The organism is Poseidonocella sp. HB161398, from assembly GCF_005870025.1.
Lineage (GTDB): Bacteria > Pseudomonadota > Alphaproteobacteria > Rhodobacterales > Rhodobacteraceae > Mangrovicoccus.
The window spans coordinates 58,574-82,817 of the sequence record NZ_VATA01000029.1 but is presented as its reverse complement, the minus strand read 5'-3'; the positions used below and the strand labels follow the sequence as shown (position 1 = coordinate 82,817).

Below are 24,244 nucleotides of genomic sequence, written 5' to 3'. Positions count from 1 at the left end.
ACGCTGCGCCAGGCGCTCGCTGTTCTTCTCGCCATAGTCAGCACCGGTCCTGGCGCCGACCTCCAGCTCCATCAGCCGTTCGGCAGCGAAGCCGATCATCTCGCGCAGCAGGTCGGCATCGGCGCTCTTCTCTACCAGCGCACGCAGGTCCATCATGGGTTTGGTCATCGGGGCATCCCTCGGTTCAGGTTGGTGTCAGCAACCCGACCCTACCGAGAAACCCGATGGCCACCGAAAGCTACACCACGACCTGGGACGTCACCTGCCAGGTCATCTTCGGATCGAACCACACCGACAGCGAGCCACGTCTCCGCAGAGAGGCGTCATAGTCGGACCAGTTCGTCGTGCGGTAGCGGGAGGTGGCTGGCTTGGGCATGACAGAGATCTAACCCTGCGGATTCCCGATATGAATCCCTCCCACCGATATGTGCAACAAGGTCTCAGGGACATGAACCCGATCTGCCAGCAGCCGCCCCCCTTCGGCAGCCTGCCCAGCCGGCATGAAGACCGCGATCAACCGCCACCCGGCATCGGCGACGGCGTGGAGTTCGGTCCCTCTCGGCACGCCGCTTTGCAGTCCCCCGCCGGGCAAAGGACGACGCCGCTCCATCTCAGGGACAGCGATCCCCCGGACCGTTTCCGGACCCTGGACCTGCGCCCGATCTGGCGACCGCATCCGCCTTTTCACCCTCAGGCCCAACGCCGTGCGATGCGTCTCGAGACAGGTCGCATCGATCACGATCGTCCTGTGTCCGGCGCTTTCGGCGGCGAGGACCGGCATGATCCGGGCTAAGACCCCATTGTCGCCTGAGCGCCTCCAGCGGCAGCAGAGCGTCTTCGACAGGCCGCATGCCCCGGGCGCATCACGCCAGCTCAAGCCATTGCGGTCGAGGAGGAATACTCCACTCGGCACACGCCGGTCTTGACCGCGGGGCCTGCCATGGCTCTCGGGCGGGAAGGGCTTCAGGCGCTCCATCTGCGCTTCCGGCAACCCGTAAGGATTGCTCATCGTTCAGGTGGTCTTGCCGGGCCTGGATCACGCCAAGAGACCGAAATCAACGGGTCCTGAGCCGGGGCTTGGTTCGGGCGCATGCCAACGGAGAAAGGGGGAGTCACGGTCGGGCGCCGATTAGGGGCGACAGCGCCGAGGGCAGTAACCCGGCGGGCCGCCGACCCGATGGCAGAGGGCCGTCCGGGCAGTCCGCGCTGCCGCCCTCTCCCGGGGCGTCCGGCCAGCCGCCTTGCGGCTCATTGCGCCAGGGGATCAGGCGCCCGGCGGCGCTGCCGAGGCCCGTTCGAGATAGCGGCCCGGGAAGGCCTGGCGCATCGCGTCTGCGGGCGCGGCCTCGCCGGACATCAGCCGCAGGAGCCGATCTGCCCCGGCCTTGCCGATCTCGAAGCCCGGGATCTCCACCGTGGTCAGCGCAGGTTCCACGTAGCGGCCCCAGGAGATGCCGTCATAGCCCACCACCGAGACATCCTGCGGGATCCGCAGCCCGCCGGACCGGAGGACATGCATGAGCCCGATCGCCATCGTGTCATTGCAGGCGATCACCGCCGTCGGCCGTTCTGCCTGGCCGAGCAGCGCCCGCCCGGCCGCTTCGCCCGAGGCGGCGGAGAAATCCCCCTCGATCCGGACCAGCTCCGTCCCGGCAAGCCCGGCGCCGGCGATGGCGGCGGAGACGCCGCGGAAGCGCTCGGTCTCGTGGTAGTTGCCCTCCGGCCCGCTGAGATAGGCGAAGCGGCGGTGGCCGGCCGCCAGCAGCCGCTGCGCCACCGCGGACGCGCTGTCGCGGTCATCGGTGACCACGCTGGGAATGCCGGTCCAGGAGAGGTCGTAGAGCGCGCTGACGGTCGGGACGCCCGCGCGCAGCAGCGACCGGCCGCGGTCCTGCGGCAGGCTGCCGGAGACGACGAGGATCCCGTCGGGCACGCCGCCGAAAGCGAGATCGACGGTCAGCTTGTTGACCTCCTGGCTCTTGGCGAGGTTGCTGACCACCATGCGGTAGCCCTTCTCCGCCAGCACCGTGTCGGCGCCGTGCAGCACGTCGAGCACGACCGGGATCACCGGATGGCGCGGCGGCATCACCATCAGGATCAGCCCCGAGGCGCGGCGCCGGAAATTCGCCGCGGCGAGATTGACCGAATAGCCGAGCTCCTCGGCGGCCCGCAGGATCTTGCTGCGGGTCTCGGCGCCGACCTTGCGGGTCTCGGGATCGGCCAGGGTGCGGCTGACGCTCGACACGGCGACGCCCGCGGCCTTGGCGACATCGCGCATCGTGGGCGGTCTGGACGGGGCGCTGTCGGACATGGGCGGGTCTCCTGCGGCTGGCCCGGCCGCTCCGCCGGAGGCCAGGGTTCTTGTATCTGCACCGGGCAGGCGGTCGCCGTCCAGCGCCGCAGCGCCCGCCGCCCGGCACGACGCGGCCTCCTGCCCCGCCCGCGCCATGGCAACCGCCGCTTAAATATGCATCCCGAACCAATTTTCAGGCAGGCCGGGAACGGTTCGGACGGCGGAGGGGCCGAAGCGGCCATCGCGCGCGAGATCGGCATTGCACCGTACACTGACGGTCTGCTAGCGGCAAACAAGGGCAATCGATTGCCCAACAAGAATCGAACGAGACACAGCTGACAGGGAAGATCATGACGCAACTGGGAAATGCCTTCGCCATCGCCGCCATGCTCGGCGCCACCGCGCTCGCCGCCAGCCCCGGAGCGGCCCGTGCCGACGGGCTGAAAGCCGAGGTCGCGCATGAATGGACCTCGGGCAGCGAGGCGGCGGCGGCGCAGGTGATCGCCGATGCCTTCACCGCGCGCGGCGGCGAATGGATCGACACCGCCACCGCCGGCTTCGAGGCGGGCCATGCCGCGGCGATCAACCGGATCCTCGGCGGCAACCCTCCGACGGTGAAGATGTTTCCCGCAGGTCCGATGACGAAGGAGCTGATCGCCGCCGGGCTGATGAGCGATATCGACGGGCTGGTCGAGGCTGAAGGACTGAAAGACAAGATCCCTCCGGTCATCCTCGACTCGGTCTCCGCCAAGGGCAGCGTCTATGCCGCGCCGCTGTCGATCAATGTCCACTGGCTGATCTGGTCGGCGCCGGTGCTGGCGCAGATCGGGCTCGACGAGCCGCCCGCCACCTGGGACGCCTTCTTCGACGCGCTCGACAAGGTCAAGGCGGCGGGTCTGGTGCCGATCGCCTGGGGCGGCCAGTCCTGGCAGGAGAACAAGGTCTTCAACGGCGTGATGCTGGGCGTGATGGGGGTCGAGGGCTACGACTCGGTCTATGTCGATTTCGACGCGGAGGCCGTGCGCTCGCCGGAGTTCCGCGAGGCGGCAGAGATCTACGCGAAGATGCGCGGCTATGTCGATCCCGGCGCGCCGGGGCGGCTGTGGAACGATGCCACGGCGATGGTGCTGGAGGGCAAGGCCGCCGCGCAGTATTCCGGCGACTGGGTCAAGGGCGAGATGCTGCTGCAGGGGCGCGAGCCGGGCAGCGACTTCTTCTGCGAGCCGATGCCGGGCGCGCCCGCGCTGGTGATCCAGGGCGACACCTTCGCCTTTCCGAAGAAGGACGGCGCGGACTGGAACGCCGCGCAGCAGCTTTTTGCCGTGGTGGTCGAGGACCCGCAGGTGCAGCTCGACTTCTCGCGGCTGAAGGGCTCGATCCCGGCCCGCTCGGATGTCGATGTCAGTTCGCTCGATGCCTGCGTGCAGAAGGGCAAGGCGCTGATCGCCGGGGGCGATGCCGCGCCCGCGCCGCTTCTGGTGATGTCGCCGAGCGCCGCCGGGCAGTTCCAGGACCTGATCAGCGAATTCTTCAACGATCCGGCCATGAGCACCGATGACTTCGTCGAGAGCTTCGCCGAGATCGTCGAGGAAAACGCCTGATCCAGACGCTGCGGGGGCTCCCGCCCCCGCACCCCCGACCGGACCCCATCCATGACCCTATTCAAGACCGATGGCGCAAGGGCGCGCTGGAGCATGCCGCTTCTCGCCCTCGGGCCGAGCTGGGCGATCGTGCTATTCTGCTATCTCGGCACGGTGATCCTGACCTTCCGTATCTCGCTGACGAGCTCCGGCATGATCCCCAATGGCGACTATGTCGGCCTGGCGCAGTACCGCAAGCTGCTGGGCTCCTCGCGCTGGGAGACCTCTTTCGGCAACATGCTGACCTTCGGCGCCTTCTTCCTTGCTGGCGCGCTGCTGGTCGGCACCGCGCTGGCGGTGGCGCTCGATCGCGGGGTGCGCGGCGAGGCGGTGTTCCGGACGATCTTCCTCTATCCGCAGGCGCTGTCCTTCATCGTCACCGGGCTGGTCTGGCAATGGCTGATGAACCCCGCGCTCGGCATCCAGGCGGCGGTGCAGGGCTGGGGCTGGACGGGCTTCTCCTTCGACTGGCCCTATGACCGCGGCATGGCGATCTATGCTGTGGTGCTGGCCGGGGTCTGGCAGGCCTCGGGCGTGGTCATGGTGCTGATGCTGGCCGGGCTGCGCGGGATCGACCGCGACATCTGGCGGGCGGCGCGGGTCGACGGGATCTCCACCTGGCGCACCTATGCCTTCCTGGTGCTGCCGCAGCTCGGCGGGATGCTCGCGACCTCGGTCGTCCTGCTCAGCGTGGGCGTCATCAAGGTCTACGACCTGGTGGTCGCGCTGACCGGGGGCGGGCCGGGCACGGCCTCGGACGTTCCGGCGAAATTCATCATGGACTACCTCTTCGGACGGCAGAACATCGCGCTGGCCTCGGCCGCCTCGATCGCGCTCCTGGTGACGGTGCTGGCGGTCTTCGTGCCCTTCCACTATGCCGCGGCGCTGCGGCGCAGGGCCCGGGAGGGCGCGCGATGACCCGCTCCGCCCTGCTGCAGCGCATCGCGCTCTATGCCTTCCTGCTGACCGCGGCCGCGATCTTCGGCCTGCCGCTCTACGTGATGGTGGCCACCTCGCTGAAATCCATGCCCGAGCTGCGCGAGACGGGCATCTTCGCCCTGCCCCGCGCGCTCGATCCCTCCGCCTGGCGGATGGCCTGGACGGGCGCCTGCACCGGGCTGACCTGCGGCGGGATCAGCCCCGGCTTCTGGAACTCGGTGAAGATCGTCGTGCCGAGCGTCGGGCTCACGGTGCTGGCCGGGGCGCTCAACGGCTATGCGATGACCTTCTGGAAGCCGCCGCTCTCGGGGCTCCTGCTGGGGCTGATGGTGCTCGGCGCCTTCCTGCCCCACCAGATCTTCCTCTATCCGCTGGTGCAATGGCTCTCGGCCATCGGCATCTACCAGACGCTGCCCGCGATCATCGTCATCCACTGCATCTTCGGCATCCCGCTGATGACGCTGCTGTTCCGCGGCTACTACTCCGGGCTGCCGCGGCAGCTCTTCCTGGCGGCGCAGATCGACGGGGCGGGGTTCTGGCGGATTTTCCTCTGCATCATGCTGCCCCTGGCGGCGCCGGTGACCGTGGTGGCGGTGATCCTGCAGAGCACGGCGATCTGGAACGACTTCCTCCTGGGGCTGGTCTTCGCGGGGCGGGAGAACCTGCCGATGACCGTCCAGCTCAACAACATCGTCAACACCGTCACGGGCGAGCGCGACTACACCGTCGACATGGCGGCCACCGTGCTGACCGCGCTTGTCCCGCTGGCGATCTTTCTGCTCTCGGGACGCTGGTTCGTCCGGGGCATCACCGCAGGCGCGGTGAAGGGATAGGGCATGACTGCTTCCGTGACACTCTCCGGGCTCCGGATCGAATACGGCCATCACGTGGCCATCGACGGGCTCGACCTTTCGATTCGCGAGGGCGAATTCGTCGTCCTTCTCGGCCCTTCGGGCTGCGGGAAATCCACCCTGCTCAACGCGATCGCCGGGCTCGAGCCGGTGGCGGGCGGGCGGATCGAGATCGGCGGCGCCGACATGACCCGCGCGCTGCCCAAGGACCGCGGCATCGGCATGGTCTTCCAGTCCTACGCGCTCTATCCGCATATGAGCGTCGAGCGGAACCTGTCCTTCGCGCTGGCCTCGGCGGGCCGGCCGAAGCGCGAGATCGCGCAGCGCGTGGCCGATGTCGCCGGGATGCTGCAGCTGACGCCCTACCTCAAGCGCAAGCCCGCCGCGCTTTCCGGCGGACAGCGCCAGCGCGTCGCCATCGGCCGCGCGCTGGTGCGCGAGGCGGCGGTGTTCCTCTTCGACGAGCCGCTCTCCAATCTCGACGCCAAGCTGCGCAACGACCTGCGGGTCGAGATCAAGAAGCTGCACCAGCGCATCGCCTCGACGATGATCTACGTCACCCATGACCAGGTGGAGGCGATGACCCTCGGCGACCGGATCGCCGTGATGAAGGGCGGCGAGATCCAGCAATTCGACACGCCCGAGGAGATCTACCACCGCCCGGCCAACCGCTTCGTCGCGGAATTCATGGGCGCGCCGATGATGAATTTCCTCGAAGGGCGGATCGAGGGGCGGTCCTTCCTGTGGCAGGGGCAGCGGCTCGACCTCTCGGGCTACGGCTTCCGGACGGCGCCGCAGGACGGCCCGGCCGTGCTCGGCCTGCGCCCCGAGCATGTGCACACGACCGGCCCGGCGGATGGCGGCACGGCCCTGGCCGCGCAGATCACGCTGGTCGAGCCGATGGGGCCCGAGACCGTGCTCTGGGCCGAGACCGGCGGCGAGACCCTGCGGATCCGCGCCGCGGGCGACATCCATGCCGAGCCCGGCCAGGCAGCCGCGCTCGCCTTCGACATGCCGCGCGCCGCGCTCTTCGATGCGGCCACCGGAGAGAGGCTCTGACATGACCGACATGCTCCGCGCACTGCCCGGCGGGCGGATCGCCTTCCAGCTCTGGTCCTCGCGCTCCGGTCCCGATCTCGGCACGCAGTTCCGCCGTCTGAAGGCGCTCGGCTATACCGACGTGCAGCCCTATCACACCCAGTGGGACGCCCCGGAAGAGATGAAGGCGCTGCTGGAGGAGACCGGGCTCGGCTGCACCACCGGGCATTTCACCCTGGAGATGTTCGAGCAGGAATTCGCCCGCGTCACCGCCTCGGCGCGGATCCTGGGGCTGGAGCTGGCCGTCGCCCCCTTCCTGCCGCCCGAACGGCGCCCCGCGGATGCCGACGGCTGGCGCGCGCTCGGCCGCAAGCTCGAGCTGCTGGCGGCGCGGCTCGCCGATCACGGGCTGGACTTCGCCTGGCACAACCATGCCTTCGAGTTCGAGCCCCTGCCGGACGGATCGCTGCCGATCGAGCATCTGCTGGGCGACCGGCTGCTCTTCGAGATCGACGTGGCCTGGATCGCGCGCGCGGGCGCCGATCCGCTGCCCTGGCTGCGCCGCTATGCCGGGCGCATCCCGGCGGTGCATGTCAAGGACATGGCGCCCCCGGGCATGGCGGCGGACGAGGGCGGCTGGGCCGATCTCGGCCAGGGCGTGCTCGACTGGGACAGGCTCCTGCCCGCCTCCATCGCCACCGGCGCCGGGCTCCTGGTGCTCGAGCACGACCTGCCCTCCGACTGGGACCGCTTCGCGCGGCGGAGCATGGACGGGCTGCAGAGCGCCGTGGCCCGGGCGGAGGCCGTCCGGCCCTTGCCCTGACGGGACGGCGAGAGGCGGTCGCGACCCGGCGGCCACGGGACATGCGTCTTTAGACCGGCAGCCGGCGGGCTTTGCCTGCCGCCCGGCAAGCGGCGCAGCCCCGCCATTCCCGCGGCCGCGGGTCCTGTTGCATGTTCCGTCTGAAGGGATTCACTCCGGCCGATAGATCAACGGCGCGGCGAAGCCTGCCTCCCCTCACGACCGTTCAGCGACCTGGTCGAACTGCCGCGCGGCGCTGACGCGACACTGCCCCCGCACGATCCGGCTCGATCCCGAAATGGCGTGGCACGTCGCCAGAACCCGGAGGCGCAGCCGCCCCGAGACCGTCTCGAACAGCGCGATCCGGACCTGCCCGACGCTGAAGATCCGGTCCGGCCTGCCCGGTCCTCAGACCGCCGACGTGGCTGCGGGCCAGATCAAGATGACTGGTCTCGACTGGCCGGTACAGGATTTCCCGATCCTATGCCGGCGTCCGGCGGGACACCCGGTGCAGATTGCTTATCGGCACGCCGGGGATGCCCCGACCCCTCTGATCGGCCGCACCGGCATCCGCCTCCGCGTCGACTGAAGAGGGACCGTGGCACCGCGAAAGCCCGATGAATGAATGGCCGACGCGCAGGCATGGCGCGGCGCGCGCGGCGCAGGGATCATCCGGCGCTGGTCGCCTCCGCGGGGTCGAGGTCCCGTCCAGCCCGCGGAAAAGCCCGAACCTGCCGCCGAGGACATCGCGACTGTCCCTGCGGATGGCGCAGGCGGGACGCGATGTTGCATCCGGCGATCCTCAGGTGGCCCGCCCGCGCTTTTCCGCGGGCGCGCGCCCCCGAAGCCAGCCCGGATGACAGCGCCCCGCCTGACCGCGGAGGACTTGACGCGGGTCAAGGCGACCGACAGGCTGCAGGGGCAGGATTGCGGCAAACCGGAAGGAAAGCGCATGTCCGAGCAAACCCCACGGCCGTCCGACGGAAAGGACCCGGTACCCGCGGGCGGCTGGCAGCGGCTGATCCTGCTATGGGCCGGGCTCGCGCTGATGATGGCCGTCTTCGCCAGCTTCGGCCAGGACAGCCAGACCGGCGCGATTTCCTACAGCGCCGCCAAGGAGATGATCCGCAATGGCCAGGTCGCGCAGGCGGTGCTGGCCGAGCATGCGATCACCCTCACCCCCGCCGAGGGCACCGGCGCCGGAGACACCCTGCGCGCCGTCACCCCCGCCCAGGGCGATCCCGGGCTGCTGCCGCTCCTCGAGGCGCAGGGCGTCGAGATCGTCGCCGAGCCGCCCGCCCAGGCCTCGCCGCTGCTCTTCCTGCTGCCCTGGCTGCTGATCATCGGCCTCTATGTCTGGATGCAGCGCCGGATGATGGGACAGCTCGGCGGCGGCTTCGGCGCAGGCGCCCTGTTCAGCGGCCGCTTCTCGAAGCCCGCCGAGACCCGGACCGACATCACCTTCGCCGATGTCGCGGGCCAGGAGCAGGCCAAGAAGGAGGTCGCCGAGCTGGTCGAGTTCCTGCGCGAGCCCGCGCGCTTCCGCGAGGTCGGCGCCGAGGTCCCGCACGGGGTGCTGCTGACCGGACCGCCGGGCACCGGCAAGACGCTGCTGGCGAAGGCGCTGGCGGGCGAGGCCGAGGTGCCGTTCTTCTCGACCTCCGGCTCGGAATTCATCGAGGTCTTCGTCGGGGTCGGCGCCGGGCGCGTGCGCAAGATGTTCGAGGCGGCGCGCAAGGCCGCGCCCGCGGTGATCTTCATCGACGAGCTCGACAGCATCGGCCGCACCCGCGGCACCGGGCTTGGCGGCGGGCATGACGAGCGCGAGCAGACGCTGAACCAGATCCTGGCCGAGCTCGACGGGTTCGAGGGCCGCGAGGCGGTGGTGGTGCTGGCGGCGACGAACCGGCCCGACGTGCTCGACCCGGCGCTCCTGCGCCCCGGGCGGTTCGACCGGCATGTCGCGCTGAACCTGCCGGACCGGGCCGGGCGGCTGGCGATCCTGCAGATCCACGCCCGCGGCCTGCCGCTCGAGGCGCCCGGCGACCTGGCCGAGCTGGCGGCGGGCACGCCGGGCTTTTCCGGGGCGGAGCTGAAGAACCTGCTGAACGAGGCGGCGATCAATGCCGCGCGGCGGCGCGCGCGCAGCATCAGCGGCCCGGATCTGCAGGAGGCGCGCGACAAGGTAATGATGGGCACGGTGCGCAGCCTCGCCATCCAGCCGGGCGAGCGCCACCGGCTGGCCGTGCACGAGGCCGGGCACACGGCGGCGGCCTTCTACGGCGCGGGGGCCGATCCGCTCTACAAGGTGACGATCATCCCGCGCGGCCGCTCGCTGGGCGGGACGCACATGCTCGAGGGCGAGGAGCACCATACCCTCCCCGAGGACTACCTGCGCGCGCAGCTTGCCGTGCTCCTGGCCGGGCGCGCGGCAGAGCGGCTGCTGATCGGCACGGTCAGTTCCGGCGCGGATGACGACATCCGGCGCGCCACGCGGCTGGCGCGCTCGATGGTGGCGCGCTGGGGCATGACCGACCGGCTGGGCCCGGTGGACCTGCGGCAGGAGGAGGACAACCCCTTCCTCGGCCAGAGCATGGCGATGCCGCGGGGCCATGCCGATGCCACGGCGGCAGAGGTCGACCACGCTGTGATCGCGCTGCTGAAGGAGGCGGAGCGGACCGCCTCGGCGATCATCTCGGAGCATGAGGCGCAGATCCGCCGCCTGATCCGCGAGCTGGAGCGGCTGGAGACCCTCGACCGGGCGCAGATCGAAGCGCTTCTCGCCCCGGCGGAGCCCCCCGTCCCCGCGAGCCTCGAGCCCGTCGGCGCCCCCCGCGTGGAGAGCTAGCAGGCCCGCCGGAGATGCATGCGGCAGATGGGTCCGCGGGCGCGCACGGGAAACCGTCTTTGCGCCGTCCGGCCTGCCCCGTCGCCGAGGCGGTCCTGGCCTCCCGTCCCTTCCGGCAACGGCTCATGATCCTTGCCGGACGCCTGCGGGCACCATGGCCGCAGGGTTTCGGTTCCGCGCGCGCCGGTCCCGGGCCAGCCCCTGCCCGGCCCGCGCGCGGCCGCGGTCCGTCTCCGCCCTTGCTGGACCGCAGCCCTCCGGCCGCGCGCCATGCCGCCGCCTGCCCTCGGGCGCAGGGCCAAACGGCATCGCAGGGGCGCGCGAGGCAGGCGCCTGGCCGCCTGCCTCGCGCGCAGGGGAACGCGGTCCTCCGGACGTTCAGCGGCCTTGGTCGGCGTCCCCGTCCCGGGGCGGCATCCGCCGCGGCCAGGCGGCCCTGTGCCCGCGCGCCATGGCCAAGCGCGCTGCCATTGCGGCCGTTCTCAGCGCGGCAGGGGCGACCCGCAACCTCTCTGCCCGCGCCGGCGGCGATCACGCAGCCCCCCGGAGGGCCGCAGAGGCAAGGGACGCACGGGGATGTCCGGGGACCGAACCGGCTTTTCCGAGCGGGCAGCTGCATTCTCGCGGGCACCGGCCGGGATCCCGGCGCCGGGGCACCCGCCCCGCGCGGGGGACGGCGGAGGCTCTGGTCCGCCATGTCCGCGCCGCCTGCCCCCCCACCGTCGGGCGCCCATGAACCCGCTTTGCCCGCGCGGTCCGGCCCCGGCCGGGCGTCCCGCGCGGATGCAGGGACAGGAAGCAGCCCGGACCGGGCGCGAAGGTCGCCCGGTCGCGGAGACGCGAAGGTCATGCCCGGTCGCGGAGATCCTCTGGCAGGACGGCGTCCCCCTCCACCCGCGCCGCATGGCCGGGAAAGAGCAGCCGCGCCTGCGAGGCCAGCGCCGCCTCCAGATGCTCCTGCGCCTCGGTCGAGCTCTTCTTGCGGCGCAGCTTGCGCGACAGCGGCGAGCCCGGCTTCTCCGCCTCCCCGGCCAGAGACAGCAGCGTGATCTCCGCCAGCCGGTGGAAGACGGCATCGGCCTCGTCGCGCGGCAGATCGGGCGGCAGGACGCCGGGCCGGGGGCACTGGCCCAGAATCTCCCAGATGATCCGCCCGCGGCGGGAACTGCGCGCCAGCGCCAGGCAGCGATCCGTCGCCTCGGACAGCTCGGCATGCAGCTCGGCGAAAGGCGCCGTCACCTGCTCGGGGCCGCTGCGCCCCATCCGCATGATCTGCAGCATCGCCGGTTCGCCGGGCTGGAAGCGCAGCGACAGGGCGTCGAGCTCCAGCCCCAGCGGCAGGGACCGGCCGCGCTGGAGATCGCAGATCTCGCAGAAGGCCGCCAGCCGCGCCAGCCCGGCCGCGGAGAGGTCGCAGGACAGGCGCGAGATCCCCGGCTCGCGGGGCCTCCGGTAGATGTAGGACAGCCGGGCGGTGCCGTCGTCGCGCAGGGTGAGGGAGAAGCTCTTGGTTGCCATGCCGCCGATATACGCGACGCGCTCCGGCCTTCAAGCAGGATGACGGCAGGACGGTGGGGTCCCGCCGACGCCGCTCAGAGGTCCAGCATGCCCCGCGCCATCGCCAGTGCCAGCGCCTGCTCGCGCGTCGAGGCGCCCATCTTGGCGCGGGCGTTCTTCAAGTGGAGCCGCACCGTCACCTCGGCGATCCCCATGCGCTCGGCAATGGCGCAATTGTCGAGCCCGCACGCCAGATGCGCCAGCACCGAACGCTCGCGCCCGGTCAGCGGGCGGTAGCGGATGCCCAGACCGCTGCCGCTGGCGGAACGCGGCGGCAGCAGCGGCCCGGCCATCATCGCGGCGATCGCCGGCAGGAGCGCGGCGAGCTCCGGGCCCAGGCTGATCGCCGCCGGATGCCGCGTGCCCATCGTCAGCACCTGCAGGACCGGCCCCCGCTGCCATTTGAAGACCTGGACGAAATTGAAATTGCGCGCCCGCATCGCCGCGGCCAGCGGCTGGCCGTCCGCCTGCGCGGCAATGCCCTCCGATGACTTGTGCAGCCGCGGCTCCGGACGGGAGAGCCAGGGCCAGAGCGGATCGGCCCGGCGCAGCGGCTCCTGGCAGTACACTTGCTCCCAGTCGCGCGGCAGGTGGAACCGCGCCCAGATCGGATCGGTGCTGCCGGCGAGGGCCGCGCCCGCATTCATCCCCGCGAGATCGAGGCTGTCGGCCACCCCGCAGACCGCCGCCCAGCCGGCCTCCGGCCCGGTGCCGCAGCTCTGCAGCCGGTCGGCAAGATCGATCAGGAAATTGAGCGGCTGCACGGCACGGGCCATCGCGGAAAAGGAACATTGCGCCACCGACCCTAGGCAGGCACCGCCGCGCATGCAACGCGCCAAAGCGGCCGCGCCGCGGCTAGCGCAGCTCCGCGAGGCGCTCGCCATAGAGGCGGGCGATGCAGGACGGGTCGGTGCCGCAGGCATTGCGCCGCGACAGCCAGGCGGCCTGCTCGCTATCCCCGGCCGGCGCCCTGGCCTGGCCATAGGCCGCCTCCAGTTCGGCATCGAGCCGCGCGAGGCGGCGGTTGGCGCAGATCGCCCGCTCGGTCGGATTGAGCCGGGACGCGCTGCACCAGGGGCGCAGGAGCTCCCCGGTCTCCGGCTGGTCCTGCGGCGGGCCCGGCACGGCCACCGTCGCCAGAAGCTGGCCGAAGACCTTCAGGCGGCAGGTGCGGATGTCCTTCAGCTCGCCGCCGAGTTCCTCGCGCAGCACCCCGAGATATCCGGTTTCGCCGAGCGTCGCGGTGCCCGCGATGTCGCGCGCATCGAGCTGCCCGGCCAGCCCCTTCAGCCGCGCCTCGGCGGCGCCTTCGATCGCGGCGGAACTGGCCGACCCCTCGCGCGAGAATTCGCCGCAGATCCCCGCGGCCGTCGCCTCGATCAGCCCGAGCGTCTCCGCATCGAGCCCCTGCGGCGCAAGCGGCGCCGGGAGGCACAGAAGGCAGGCGACGGATGAGGCGAAGAGGCGCATGGCCATGCTCCCGGGATCCCGCCGGGGACCGCCCCCAGTCTAGCACGGCCCGGGCCCGGCGCATAAGCCGAACTGCGGCCGCGGGGATCGGCGTCAATCCGGCAGCCGCTGCTTCAGCAGGGTGATGAAGGCGCGCAGCCCCGCCGGGACATGGCGCCGGCCGGGATAGTAGAGGCAGAGCCCGGGCGACGGCGGGCAGAAGGGCTCCAGCACCAGCTGCAGCCGCCCCGCCTCCAGCGCGTCGCGGGCCACGGTCTCGGGCACATAGGCGATGCCGAGCCCCGCCGCCGCCGCCTCGGCCATCAGCGGATTGTTGTTGAGCGTCAGCACCCCGGGCACGTCGACCGTCTCCGCGCGGCCGTCGCGCTCGAATTCCCACTGGTAGAAGGACCCGCCGGGCAGCCGCTGGCGGATGCAGCGATGCGCCGCCAGATCCGCCGGGACATGCGGCGCCGGATGCTGCGCAAGGTACGCCGGCGCCGCCACCGCGACGAAGCGCAGGGGACCGGCAAAGGGCACGGCGATCATGTCCTGCGGCACGGCCTCGGCCAGCCGCACGCCTGCATCGAAACCCTGCGTGACGATGTCGACGAAGCGCCCGTCGATCGACAGGTCGACCTGCATCCGCGGGTGCAGCGCCAGGAAGTCCGGCACGACATGGCGCATCAGCAGCCGCGCCGCCTGGTCCGGCGCGTTGATCCGCAGCGTGCCGCGCGGCTCGCCCCGCTGCTCGGCCAGGTCGGCGAAGATCTCGTCCAGGTCGCCCAGCACCGGCAGGAGCCGTGCCAGCAGATCGGCGCCGTCCTCGGTCAGCGCGACGCTGCGCGTCGTGCGGTTCAGCAGCCGCAGCTGCAGGCGCTGCTCCAGCGTGCGCAGCGTGTGGCTGAGCGCCGAGCGCGACACGCCGATCTCTTCGGCCGCACGGCTGAAGCTGCGGTGCCGCGCCACCGCGGCGAAGGCAAGGAGGTCGGGAAGGGGCGGACTGTTTGTCAAATCTGGCTCACCACGTCATCCAATTCGTGAACCATACCGGCACGGCGCATCCGGCACCAGATGGGGGGAGCCAACAAACCAAAGAGGTTCGACATGAAAACCTGGCTCATCACCGGCGCAGCGCGGGGCTTCGGCCGCGCCATGACGGAACAGCTTCTGGAGCGCGGCGACCGCGTCATCGCCACCGTGCGGCGCGCGGGCTCGCTGGACCTGTCCCACCCCAATCTCGAGGTTCTGCATCTCGACCTGACCGATGGCGCCTCGGTCGAGGCGGCGGCCGCGGCGGCCTTCGCGACGGGGCGGATCGACGTCATCGTCGGCAATGCGGGCTTCGGCCTTTTCGGCGCGGCCGAAGAGCTGGCGGCGGCCGCGATCGACCGGCAGATCGCCACCAACCTGACCGGGGCGATCGCCTTCATCCGGGCGGTCCTGCCGCATATGCGCGCCCAGGGCGGCGGCCGCTTCGTGCAGATCTCCTCGGAGGGCGGACAGGTCGCCTATCCCGGCTTCGGCAGCTACCACGCGACGAAATGGGGGATCGAGGGCTTCATCGAGGCGGTCGCGCAGGAGGTCGCGGGGTTCGGGATCGAGATGCTGATCATCGAGCCCGGCCCGACGCCGACGAATTTCATCGCCGCGATCGACATGGCGCCGGTCCATCCCGACTATGCGGGCACGGTCGTCGACACCGTGCGCCGCTCGCTCCTGCAGATCGCCGGGGGCGGCAGCAGCGAGAGCTTCCCGCAGCTGGCGGATCTGGAGCACAGCGTGGCGGCGATCATCGCCACCGCCGATGCCGCGCAGATGCCCCGCCGGCTGGCGCTCGGCAGCACCGCCTACGCCAATATCCGCAGCGCCCTGACCGCGCGGCTGGCCGAGCTCGACGCGCAGCGCGAAATGTCGCTGGCCGCAGACTGAGCGCAACAGGCGCCTTCCCGGACCGGCCTCCGGCGGGCGCCTGACCGACAGCTGCGGGACCGCCCGACGGCCCCGCAGCCGCCCCGGACGGGTCTCAGGCGGCCAGATGCCGTCCCGGGCCTGCTTCCGGCCGGTCCGCGACAGGGCGATGGCCATCGCGGGAAATCCCGGCTCCCGGGAGCGTCCGGCCCCGCGAGCCCGGACGGGTGCCGCAGCTCCGCCACCGGCGTCCTGTGCAGCTCTCGACTGCGATCGCCGGGGCCGCAGGAACGGCCCGCCGACGAAGCGCCTCCGGCCGCCAGGCGCTGGCCAAGGGGCTGCCTGCGGCCCGGCGCGCCCGAGGGTCCGGCCGGTTCAGGGGTGCAGAAGCTGCCCTCCCGCCCTCTTCGGGTGCATCCAGGTCCCGCCTGCCGTCCGTATCCGCCCGATCACCCGAGAGCCCCGCCGCCGCCGGATGCCGCGCGCAGAACCGGCCAGCGCGAGCCGCTGCCCGCAGCCAAGCCGTTCGGCCGCGCTGCTGCCGGGAAGCGCCACCGCGGGATGACGCAGCCCCGTCGGCGGGCTGCTGCGCGGATGGCGCACGGCGGACATCGCGCAAGGGCCTGGGTCCGGCTTCCCTCGCGTCCTGCGCAGCTCCGGACATGCCGCCTCGGCACGCGGACATCCGGCGGCAAGCCTGCAGAAGCCGCAAGACATCTCCGCCAGGGCTGGCGCGCGGCCGTTTGCCAGCCGCCTGCCACGCGCCGATGGTGTCGAAAAACTCGGGCACAAGTGCGCGGACCCCGGAATCGAGGGAAGACGTTCCAAGATTGGAGAAATCCGCTTCAAGGAGCGATGACTTCAGCCTTGCCGGAGCGCAAATTTCCAACTTCGGATGTTCTTTCGGCCGGAGCAGTAAAATCTGAACAATATCCGTCGGCAGCCGCCGCCCGGACAGCCCTCCCCCGGCCGCTGATCGGCGGTGACGCGCCTCCGGAAAGCCCGGCGCGGGCGCACGGAGCCTGACGGGATCGTCATGGCCTGAAACCATTTCCGCCCTGTTGCGCCCGTCCCCCGCGCCTAAGTCAGATCCCGAGACATGACCCGCCCGGACGCGCCGGACGCAGGAGGACCAGAGCGATGCCGCAACCCGTTCCGCCCAGATCGCCGGGTCCGCGCAGCCACCCGGCGACAGCGCCAGGCGGCGCGACCGGCACGCGGCCCGGAGATCCGGCGACGCGGCGCAGACAGGCGGTCCGGGTCCGCTCGCCGATGCTCGCCTTCCGCCCAGGGGCGGAAGACGTCCGCCCCGTCCGGCTCCGGCGACGCTGGGGCCCGGGGGCCGTGGCCGCTCATGCGCCACGCGCTGCCCGGAGTGCCCTGGCCCCGCCGCACCGAACGCAACGCCCTGACAGCTTAGCCCGAGAGGTACCCCGATGAGACGACGCTTCTTCCTGGCCGCCGCCCCGGCCGCTGCCACGCTCCTGCAGATGCCGCGCGCCGCGCGGGCCGGGACCGCCGTGCCGATCCGCTTCGGCGAGGGCTGGCGCAAGCTCGACTTCCCGCGGCTGACGCCGACGCGCTACGGGTTCGGCGGATCGAGCCTGGAGATCGAGGGCGACGCCTCCTCCTCGCTGATCTACCTGGCCGTCCCCGAGGCCGCGCGCACCGCCCGCAGCGCCCGCTGGTCCTGGTCGGTGAGCCAGAGCGTGCCGCCCACGGATCTGGCACGGAAGGGCGGCGACGACCGCAACATCTCGCTCTATTTCGTCTTCATGGATGCCGATGCCGCGGCGCGGCTCTCGCCCTCGACATCACCGCAGCGGCTGCTGGCCAGCCGGTCTGCCCGCGTGCTGATCTATGTCTGGGGCGGAGACCGGGCGCCGGGCAGCGTGCTGCCCAGCCCCTATCTGCGCGGCCGGGGCTTCACCGTCGCGCTGCGTCCGGCCGGGACCGGGCAGGACCGGGTGGAGGTCGATCTGGCGGGCGACTACGCCGCCGTCTTCGGCGCGCCCGCGGAGCGGCTGGTCGGGCTGGCGGTCTCGGCCGATAGCGACGACACGGACAGCATGCTCAGGGCCCGCCTGTCGGATCTGTCGCTCGGCTGAGCGCCAGGACCGGCCCGCAGGCGGCGCGGACATCCTCGGCGTCATGCGTGACCAGCAGCGCCGGGATGCCCGCCGCGCGGATCGTGTCGAAGGCAAAGCGCCGGATCGCGTCGCGCCGCTCGGGATCGAGCCCCGAGAAGGGCTCGTCGAGGAGCACCGCCCTGGGCTCGGCCAGAAGCGTGCGCATCAGCGCCGCGCGCGCCCGCTGTCCGCCCGAGAGCGTGGCGGGATCGCGCGGCCCGAACCCGGCGAGCCCGGCCTGCTCCAGCGCGGCGGCGACCGCCCCGCGGCGCGCCCGGCGTCCGCGGTGGCGCGGCGCCAGCCCGAAGGCCAGGTTGTCGGCGACCGAGAGATGCGGGAAAAGCACCGCCTCCTGGAACATCATGCCGATGCCGCGCCGCTCCGCCGGCAGGCCGCCGAGGTCGCGCCCGCCGAGGCGGACCGCGCCGCAGAGACGGAAGCCCGGCTCCAGATGGCCGCCGACCGCTGCGAGCAGCGTCGACTTGCCGATGCCCGAGGGGCCGGTGACGCTGGCGACTTCGCCGGGCTGCACCGTCAGCGAAAGCGGCGCGAAAAGCGCGGTGCCGTCCGGGGCCAGCACAGAGAGCGCGTCGAGTTGCAGGGTCATGCCGCGCCTCCGAGCCCGCGCCGGTTGCGATGGAGGACCGCCGGAACGGCCAGCGCGGCGAGGAACACCCCCCAGGGCAGGAGCGCCTGCAGCACCGCATGGACCGCCGCCACGCGCCGGTCGGAGCCGGAGGCCAGCGCCACCGCCTCGGTGGTCAGGGTCTCGACCCGGCCGCCGCCGAGGAAGAGCGTCGGCAGGTACTGCGCGATCGAGACGGCGAAGCCCACCGCCGCGGCGGTGGCCAGCGGCGCCAGCAGCACCGGCAGCTTGACCCGCCAGAGCCGCCGCCAGGGCCCCGCCCCGAGCGCCGCCGCGCTGCGCCCGAGCCGCGGGTCGAGCGCCGTCCAGGGGCCCTTGAGCGCGATCATCAGATAGGGAAAGACGAAGAGCCAGTGGCCCCAGATCACCGCCGCCAGCGGCGGCAGCGGCGCACGGATCATCAGCCCGGACAGGCCGGTCAGGAAGGAGAGCTGCGGCAGCAGGAGCGGCACGTGGATCAGCGCGGTCAGCCAGCGGTCGGCGGCGGGGCGTCCCAGCCGGTCGGCGCTTTCCAGCCAGGCCACCGCCGCCACCAGCGCCAGACCGGTGGCCGCCAGCGCGATCAGCCCGGAGGCCAGCGCCGTGTCGCCCCAGCGCCCGGTCGCCTGCCAGTGGCGCAGGGTCAGCTCGGCCGGAAAGAGGTCGGGCCAGCGCCAGGAGAAGGCGACCGACCAGGCGAGAAGCCCCGCCAGCGCCAGGACTGCCGCGAGGGCAGTCCCCGCAGAGGCCAGGACCGGCAGGGCCAGCGCCCGGTCGGCGCCCTGCAGCCGCGCGCCGCGGCGCAGGAGCGCGCGGCCGGTCGCGCCCGCCGCACGGGCCAGCGCCCAGAGGGCCGCGAAGGCGCAGAGCAGCAGGCCGAGCTGCAGCACCCCGCCCGCCGAGGCGGGCAGCAGCACCTGCAGGTCCGGATCGGCATTCAGCCGGGCGATCATCACCGGCAGGGTCGGCGGGGCCGACGGGCCGAGGATCAGCGCCATGTCGACGACCGAGACCGAGAAGGCCAGCACCACCAGGACCGGCAGCCGGATCAGCGGCCAGAGCTGCGGCAGCAGCAGCCACAGCCAGACCGCCGCCCGCCCGTAGCCCAGGGAGCGCCCCGCGGCCATATGGGCACGGACCGGGATCTGGGTCAGCGCCCCGGCCAGCACCAGGACGAGGAAGGGCAGCTCCTTCGCCACCAGCCCGAGGATCAGCGCCAGGCCGAGGGGATCGCCGGTCGTGGCGATGTCCGGCGGCCGGTCCCAGCCCGCCAGCGGCGCCAGCGCGCGCGCGATCCAGCCCGAGGGCGCCAGCACGAAGGCCAGCCCGATGGCGATGGCCGCATGCGGCGCGGCCAGGAGCGGCGCGAGCAGGAGGCGCAGGGCGCGCAGCCGGTCCCGCCCCTGGACCCAGGCCACGAGGCCGAGCGCCAGCACCAGCGACAGCCCGGTCGCCGCCAGCCCGGTCCAGAGCGCCAGCGCCGCGGCACGGCCGATCCCGGGCATGGCCATCAGGTCGCGCCAGGGCTGCAGCCCGGGACCATGGGCGCCGATCGCCGGGAAATGCCCGAAGGCGGCCGCCAGCCCGTGGCCGAGCCCGAGCAGGACCGGCAGGCCGAGCCCGGCGAGGATGGCCGCGCCCGAGACGGCGCGCAGGACGTGCGCCGAGGTCATTGCGCGTAGCGCTGCTGCCAGTCTGCGGTCAGGCGGGTCATCCATTGCGGCGCGGGCTCGGGCAGGACCGGCCCCAGATCGGCGAGCTCCGGCAGCGCCGGATCGGCGGGCAGCGCCGCGAAGGCCGCGCGGGCCCCGGGATCGAGCTTCGCCGGGTCGAGCACCGAGAAGGAGCCGAGCACGTCGATATCCTGCATATGCGCCTGCACCTGCGGATCGAGCAGCAGGTTGGCGACGACCTTGGCGCCCTCGGCATGGGCGGCGTTGTAGGGGATCGCCACGAAGCTGACATTGCCGATGCTGCCGGCTTCGGGGACATGGACCCGGACCGTCTCCGGCAGGAGCCCGTCGCGGATCGCCGCCGCGGCCGAGGCCGGGTCGAAGGACATGCCCAGGTCGATCTCGCCGTCATTCATCAGCTGGCGCTGCGCGAACTGGTTGGCCGGGAAGGCCTCGCCGCCGCGCCAGAGGTTCGGGCGCAGCGCGTCGTACCAGGCCCAGAGCGGCGCGGTGGCGGCGGCATAGCTCTCCTCCGTCGGCGGCACGGAAAGGTCGGTGCCCTCGGGGGCGAGCTCGGCCAGCGCCTGCTTGAGGAAGGTCGCGCCCATGAAATTGGCCGGGTCGGGATGGGTGATCCGCCCCGGATGGGCCGCCGCCCAGTCCGGCCAGCCCGCCATCCCGGCAGGCGGCGCGGCGATCCGCGCCGTGTCGTAGGTGAAGACGAACTTCGCCAGCCGCCAGGGAGACTCCATCCCTTCGACCGGCACGGTGAAATCGGCGACATTGGCCGAGCCCGGCGAGAGGTCGAGCCAGCGGGCATTCGGCAGGTCCTCCGAGAACGGCCCCATGAGCAGCCCCTGTTCCTTCATCGCCTGGAAATTCGGCCCGTTGATCCAGATGAGATCGACCGAGCCGCCGCTGTCGCGCCCGGCGGCCTTCTCCGCCAGCACGCGGGAGACCGCCTCGGCGGTATCGCCGAGCTTGACATGGCGCAGCGTGACGCCATGGGCCGCCTCGGCCCGCTCGCCCACCCAGTCGAGGAAGGCATTGGTGCGCTCGTCCCCGCCCCAGGCATGGAAATAGACGGTCTGGCCGCGCGCCGCCGCGCGCGTGGCCTCCCAGTCATCGGCGGCGGCGGGCCCCGGCGCGAGGCCGAGCGCGGCAAGGGCGGCAAGGATAAGGGTCTTCATCGAAATCTCCGGGGCAGGCGTCAGCGGAAGGCGGTCCAGCCCATCCGCCAGCGCAGGATCGTGGTGACGGCGCAGGCCGCCGCGAAGCCCCAGGCCAGCAGGGGGAAGGCCTGCGGCACGAGGCACATGGCAAGGAAGACGGCGATCGTCTCGGCCCCCTCGGTCAGCCCGCCGAGATAGTAGAGCCCCTTCTGCGGGAAGGCGGCCGAGCGCTCGCCGCGCCGCGCCGCGATGGCGGCGAAGGCGAGGAAGGAGGAGCCGGTGCCGGTGAAGGCCGCGATCAGCACCGCCGCGGGCAGCGCATTGGCCGCCGGGTCGTGCAGCGCGAAGCCGAGCGGCACCAGCGCGTAGAACAGGAAGTCGAGCGAGATGTCGAGGAAGGCGCCGCGGTCGGTCGGCCCGTGGATCCGCGCCACCGCGCCGTCGAGCCCGTCCATCAGCCGGTTCGCCGCGATCAGCACCAGCGCCGCCGTCCAGGCCCCGCAGGCCAGCGCCGGGACCGCGAGAAGCCCCAGCAGGAACCCCGCCACGCTGATCGCGTCGGCGCCGATGCCGCGCCCCGCCAGCCATTCCGCCGGCGGCTGCAGCGCCGCCCGCTGCAGGGGAAGGATCCGCGCGTCGATCATCCGCGCCTCCAGCGGTGGAAGCGCTCGAGCAGCGCCAGCGCGCGCGGATCGACATGGCCGCGCCGCCAGGTCCCGGCCGCCGCCTTCCCGGCCTCGGTCCAGGTCGGGTAGATATGGATCGTGCCGAGGATCTTGCCGAGGCCCAGCCCGTGCTTCATCGCGGTGACGAATTCGGCGATCAGCTCGCCGGCATGCTCGCCCACGATCACCGCGCCGAGGATGCGGTCCTTGCCCGGCACGGTCAGCACCTTGACGAAGCCCCGCGCCGCGCTGTCGGCAATCGCCCGGTCCAGCTCCGCCAGGTCGTAGCGCGTGACCTCCACCGGGATGCCCTGCTCTGCCGCTTCGGTCTCGGACAGGCCGACCCGCGCGACTTCGGGGCTGGTGAAGGTCGCCCAGGGGATCACCCGGTAATCCGCCTTGAACCGCTTCAGCCCGCCGAAGAGCGCGTTGACGCCGGCATACCAGGCCTGGTGCGAGGCGGCATGGGTGAACTGGTAGGGCCCCGCCACGTCGCCCGCGGCCAGGATGTTGGGATAGCGCGTCTCCAGATAGGCATTGGTCTCGATGGTGCGCCCGGCGGGGATGCCCAGCTCCTCCAGCCCGAAGCCCGTCAGGCGCGCGCCGCGGCCGGTGGCGACGATGATCTCGTCGAAGGCGATGCGCTCGGTGCCGTCCTCATGGGCGACCTCGATCCACTTCCCGGGCTCGGTGCCGCAGCAGACGGCCCTGCGCCCGGTCAGCACCCGCACCCCGTCCGCCTCCATCGCCGCCGTGACCAGCGCCGAGACCTCCGGGTCCTCGCGGATCATCAACCGCGGCGCCATCTCGATCTGGGTGACCTCGGAGCCGAGACGGGCGAAGGCCTGGGCCAGCTCGCAGCCGATCGGCCCGCCGCCCAGCACCGCCAGCCGGCGCGGCGCCTCGGGGCGGTGGCGCAGCCCCTCCCAGAGCGTGTCGGAGGTCAGCGGCGCGACATCCTCCAGCCCCGGCAGCGGCGGCAGGACCGGGCGCGCGCCGGTGGCGATGACCGTGGCCCGCGTCGTCAGCTCGCGCGTGGTGCCGTCGGCTCCGGCGATCTCGATCGTCCAGGGATCGACGAGCCTGGCATGGCCCTTGATCACCTCGACCCCCAGCCCGGTGTAGCGCTCGACGCTGTCATGCGGAGCGATCTGGGAAATGACGCGATGGACCCGCTCCATCACCTGGTCGAAGGGAATTTCCGGGGCGGCATCGGCCAGCCCCCAGTCCGAGGCATGGCGCATCCGGTGGGCCAGATCCGCGCTGCGGATCAGCGCCTTTGACGGCACGCAGCCGTAATTCAGGCAGTCGCCGCCCATCTCGCCGGCCTCGACCAGCGTCACCCGCGCCTTCGCCGCCGCCGCGATATAGGCCGCGACCAGCCCCGCCGCCCCCGCGCCGATTACCACCAGATTGCGCTCGAAGCGCTGCGGCCGGGTCCAGCCCGCATAGACGCGGCGGCGGCGCCAGAGGCCGATCGCCCCGCGCGCCGCCCAGGGAAAGAGCGCGAGCGCCGCGAAAGAGGCCAGCATCGGCGCCGAGACGATCCCCGACAGGCTGTCGAGCGCGGCAAGCTTGGTGCCCGCATTCACGTAGACCGCGGTCCCCGCGAGCATGCCGAGCTGGCTGACCCAGTAGAAGGTCCAGACCGGCACCGGCGTCAGCCCCATCAGCAGGTTCAGCGCGAAGAACGGCACCACCGGCACCAGACGGAGCGAGAAGAGGTAGAAGGCGCCGTCGCGCGCCAGCCCGGCATCGAGCCCGTCGGCGCGGCGGCCGAGCCTGGCCCGCACCCAGTCCCGCGCCAGGTAGCGCGCCGTCAGGAAGGCCAGGGTCGCGCCGATGGCCGAGGCGAAGGAGACCAGCGCCAGCCCCTGCCAGAAACCGAAGAGCGCCCCGGCCGCCAGCGTCATCCACAGCGCCAAGGGCAGCGACAGCGCGGTCACCGCGACATAGCCGAGGAAGAAGAGCCCCGCCGTCGCAACCGGACGCGCCTCCCGCAACTCGGCGAAGCGGCCGAGATGCGCGCGCAGGGCGGCAAGGTCCAGATCCTGCCCGCGCAGGAGCCAGAGCAGCACCGCCACGAGCGCGGCGAAGAGCAGGAGGAGAACCGGTTTTTTCATTCGCGCGTTCCTTGCAGTCGGGCCCGGATGACCGGCACGCTCCGCTTGCGCAGCGCCCGGCGCCCTCCCGGCGGGGGAGCATGTCTGGATCTCGAGCTTGCGCCGCCGCCCGCCCCTAGCCTCCGCTGCCGCCGCCCGGAGGGACGGCGGCGGACGGCAACGGGACGGCCGGCCCGGATCGCTCTTCGTTGATCTGGTGCAATGGTCCTAGCGGTCGAGGGCTGAAACCTCAAATGCCAGCCGCACACGCGACCTCACATGCTTGGGCGGAATATTTCCCCGCGCCCGAGGGCGGAGAGACCGTGGCGATGCAGCCGGTCGGGCCGGCCAGCCCCGCGATGCCCTCCTCCGCGGCCGGCAGGCAGGGCAAGGACCGGTCCGGAACGTTGCGGTTCCCCGCCGAGCCGGGCGTGCCATGCCCGCCCGCGTCCGGAACGCCGGCCGGTCCCGCCGCACGGGCCGCGGCACGGGCAGGACGGTCGCGGCAGCATCCGGGCCCGATCTCTGCGCTCCGGCCGCCCGCGGGCCG

General features: G+C 72.2%; 19 protein-coding genes and 3 pseudogenes. 9 read left to right on the top strand and 13 right to left on the bottom strand.

Annotated features, from left to right (window positions below; all coding sequences use genetic code 11):
- The 4 genes and pseudogenes from FGX59_RS21120 to FGX59_RS21105 form a co-directional block, all read right to left on the bottom strand.
- Positions 1-168, bottom strand: a pseudogene (locus FGX59_RS21120) (IS256 family transposase); the annotation flags it as partial.
- Between the two features lie 97 nt (positions 169-265).
- Positions 266-376, bottom strand: a pseudogene (locus tag FGX59_RS21115) (IS5/IS1182 family transposase); the annotation flags it as partial.
- 299 nt (positions 377-675) lie between these two features.
- Positions 676-1,009, bottom strand: a pseudogene (locus FGX59_RS38825) (transposase); the annotation flags it as partial.
- Between the two features lie 255 nt (positions 1,010-1,264).
- Positions 1,265-2,311, bottom strand: a complete 1,047-nt coding sequence (locus FGX59_RS21105; protein WP_171060758.1) for a LacI family DNA-binding transcriptional regulator — start codon at positions 2,309-2,311, stop codon at positions 1,265-1,267.
- Positions 2,312-2,643: 332 nt separating this feature from the next.
- On the opposite strand from FGX59_RS21105, the gene FGX59_RS21100 reads away from it, so the two are divergent.
- From FGX59_RS21100 to ftsH, 7 genes are all read left to right on the top strand, one after another.
- Complete coding sequence (locus FGX59_RS21100) at positions 2,644-3,894, top strand: ABC transporter substrate-binding protein (RefSeq protein WP_138469104.1); 1,251 nt, start codon at positions 2,644-2,646, stop codon at positions 3,892-3,894.
- Between the two features lie 51 nt (positions 3,895-3,945).
- Entirely contained in the window at positions 3,946-4,851 is a 906-nt protein-coding gene (locus FGX59_RS21095; protein WP_240722618.1) for a carbohydrate ABC transporter permease, read from the top strand.
- Entirely contained in the window at positions 4,848-5,705 is an 858-nt protein-coding gene (locus FGX59_RS21090; RefSeq protein ID WP_138469103.1) for a carbohydrate ABC transporter permease, read from the top strand. Before FGX59_RS21095 ends, FGX59_RS21090 begins: the two co-directional genes overlap by 4 nt.
- Before the next feature lie 3 nt (positions 5,706-5,708).
- The gene (locus FGX59_RS21085; protein WP_138469102.1) at positions 5,709-6,782 is read left to right on the top strand and encodes an ABC transporter ATP-binding protein; all 1,074 of its coding nucleotides are present in this window, start codon (positions 5,709-5,711) and stop codon (positions 6,780-6,782) included.
- A gap of 1 nt (position 6,783) precedes the next feature.
- On the top strand, positions 6,784-7,584 hold the full coding sequence (locus tag FGX59_RS21080; protein WP_240722617.1) for a sugar phosphate isomerase/epimerase: 801 nt from the start codon (positions 6,784-6,786) through the stop codon (positions 7,582-7,584).
- 166 nt (positions 7,585-7,750) lie between these two features.
- Positions 7,751-8,152, top strand: a complete 402-nt coding sequence (locus FGX59_RS21075; protein ID WP_370296160.1) for a transposase — start codon at positions 7,751-7,753, stop codon at positions 8,150-8,152.
- Positions 8,153-8,515: 363 nt separating this feature from the next.
- Positions 8,516-10,411 (top strand): ATP-dependent zinc metalloprotease FtsH, encoded by a 1,896-nt coding sequence (gene ftsH, locus FGX59_RS21070; RefSeq protein ID WP_240722615.1) that lies wholly within the window; start codon positions 8,516-8,518, stop codon positions 10,409-10,411.
- Between the two features lie 846 nt (positions 10,412-11,257).
- Here ftsH and FGX59_RS21065 read toward each other — a convergent pair.
- The 4 genes from FGX59_RS21065 to FGX59_RS21050 form a co-directional block, all read right to left on the bottom strand.
- Complete coding sequence (locus tag FGX59_RS21065) at positions 11,258-11,929, bottom strand: hypothetical protein (protein ID WP_138469100.1); 672 nt, start codon at positions 11,927-11,929, stop codon at positions 11,258-11,260.
- A 74-nt stretch (positions 11,930-12,003) separates the two neighbouring features.
- Complete coding sequence (locus FGX59_RS21060) at positions 12,004-12,732, bottom strand: helix-turn-helix transcriptional regulator (RefSeq protein ID WP_171060757.1); 729 nt, start codon at positions 12,730-12,732, stop codon at positions 12,004-12,006.
- A 91-nt stretch (positions 12,733-12,823) separates the two neighbouring features.
- On the bottom strand, positions 12,824-13,438 hold the full coding sequence (locus FGX59_RS21055) for a lysozyme inhibitor LprI family protein (RefSeq protein WP_171060756.1): 615 nt from the start codon (positions 13,436-13,438) through the stop codon (positions 12,824-12,826).
- Between the two features lie 93 nt (positions 13,439-13,531).
- Complete coding sequence (locus tag FGX59_RS21050) at positions 13,532-14,431, bottom strand: LysR family transcriptional regulator (protein WP_138469097.1); 900 nt, start codon at positions 14,429-14,431, stop codon at positions 13,532-13,534.
- 93 nt (positions 14,432-14,524) lie between these two features.
- Here FGX59_RS21050 and FGX59_RS21045 point away from each other — a divergent pair, with 93 nt between their 5' ends.
- Both FGX59_RS21045 and FGX59_RS21040 read left to right on the top strand, forming a co-directional pair.
- The gene (locus tag FGX59_RS21045) at positions 14,525-15,349 is read left to right on the top strand and encodes an SDR family oxidoreductase (RefSeq protein WP_138469096.1); all 825 of its coding nucleotides are present in this window, start codon (positions 14,525-14,527) and stop codon (positions 15,347-15,349) included.
- Positions 15,350-16,764: 1,415 nt separating this feature from the next.
- Positions 16,765-17,436 (top strand): DUF3047 domain-containing protein, encoded by a 672-nt coding sequence (locus FGX59_RS21040; protein WP_138469095.1) that lies wholly within the window; start codon positions 16,765-16,767, stop codon positions 17,434-17,436.
- Here the strand turns inward: FGX59_RS21040 and FGX59_RS21035 are convergent.
- Genes FGX59_RS21035 through FGX59_RS21015 form a run of 5 tightly spaced genes read right to left on the bottom strand, consistent with a single transcriptional unit; the run spans position 17,402 to position 23,715 of the window.
- On the bottom strand, positions 17,402-18,064 hold the full coding sequence (locus tag FGX59_RS21035) for an ATP-binding cassette domain-containing protein (protein ID WP_138469094.1): 663 nt from the start codon (positions 18,062-18,064) through the stop codon (positions 17,402-17,404). The genes FGX59_RS21040 and FGX59_RS21035 overlap by 35 nt on opposite strands.
- Positions 18,061-19,755 carry an ABC transporter permease gene (locus tag FGX59_RS21030; RefSeq protein WP_138469093.1) on the bottom strand — a complete coding sequence of 565 codons (1,695 nt, stop codon included), beginning with the start codon at positions 19,753-19,755 and terminating at the stop codon, positions 18,061-18,063. Before FGX59_RS21030 ends, FGX59_RS21035 begins: the two co-directional genes overlap by 4 nt.
- Complete coding sequence (locus FGX59_RS21025; RefSeq protein ID WP_138469092.1) at positions 19,752-20,945, bottom strand: ABC transporter substrate-binding protein; 1,194 nt, start codon at positions 20,943-20,945, stop codon at positions 19,752-19,754. The genes FGX59_RS21030 and FGX59_RS21025 overlap by 4 nt, the downstream gene beginning before the upstream one ends.
- Before the next feature lie 20 nt (positions 20,946-20,965).
- Entirely contained in the window at positions 20,966-21,571 is a 606-nt protein-coding gene (locus FGX59_RS21020; RefSeq protein WP_138469091.1) for a CDP-alcohol phosphatidyltransferase family protein, read from the bottom strand.
- Entirely contained in the window at positions 21,568-23,715 is a 2,148-nt protein-coding gene (locus tag FGX59_RS21015; RefSeq protein ID WP_138469090.1) for an FAD-dependent oxidoreductase, read from the bottom strand. The genes FGX59_RS21020 and FGX59_RS21015 overlap by 4 nt, the downstream gene beginning before the upstream one ends.
- Positions 23,716-24,244 lie beyond the last annotated feature (529 nt).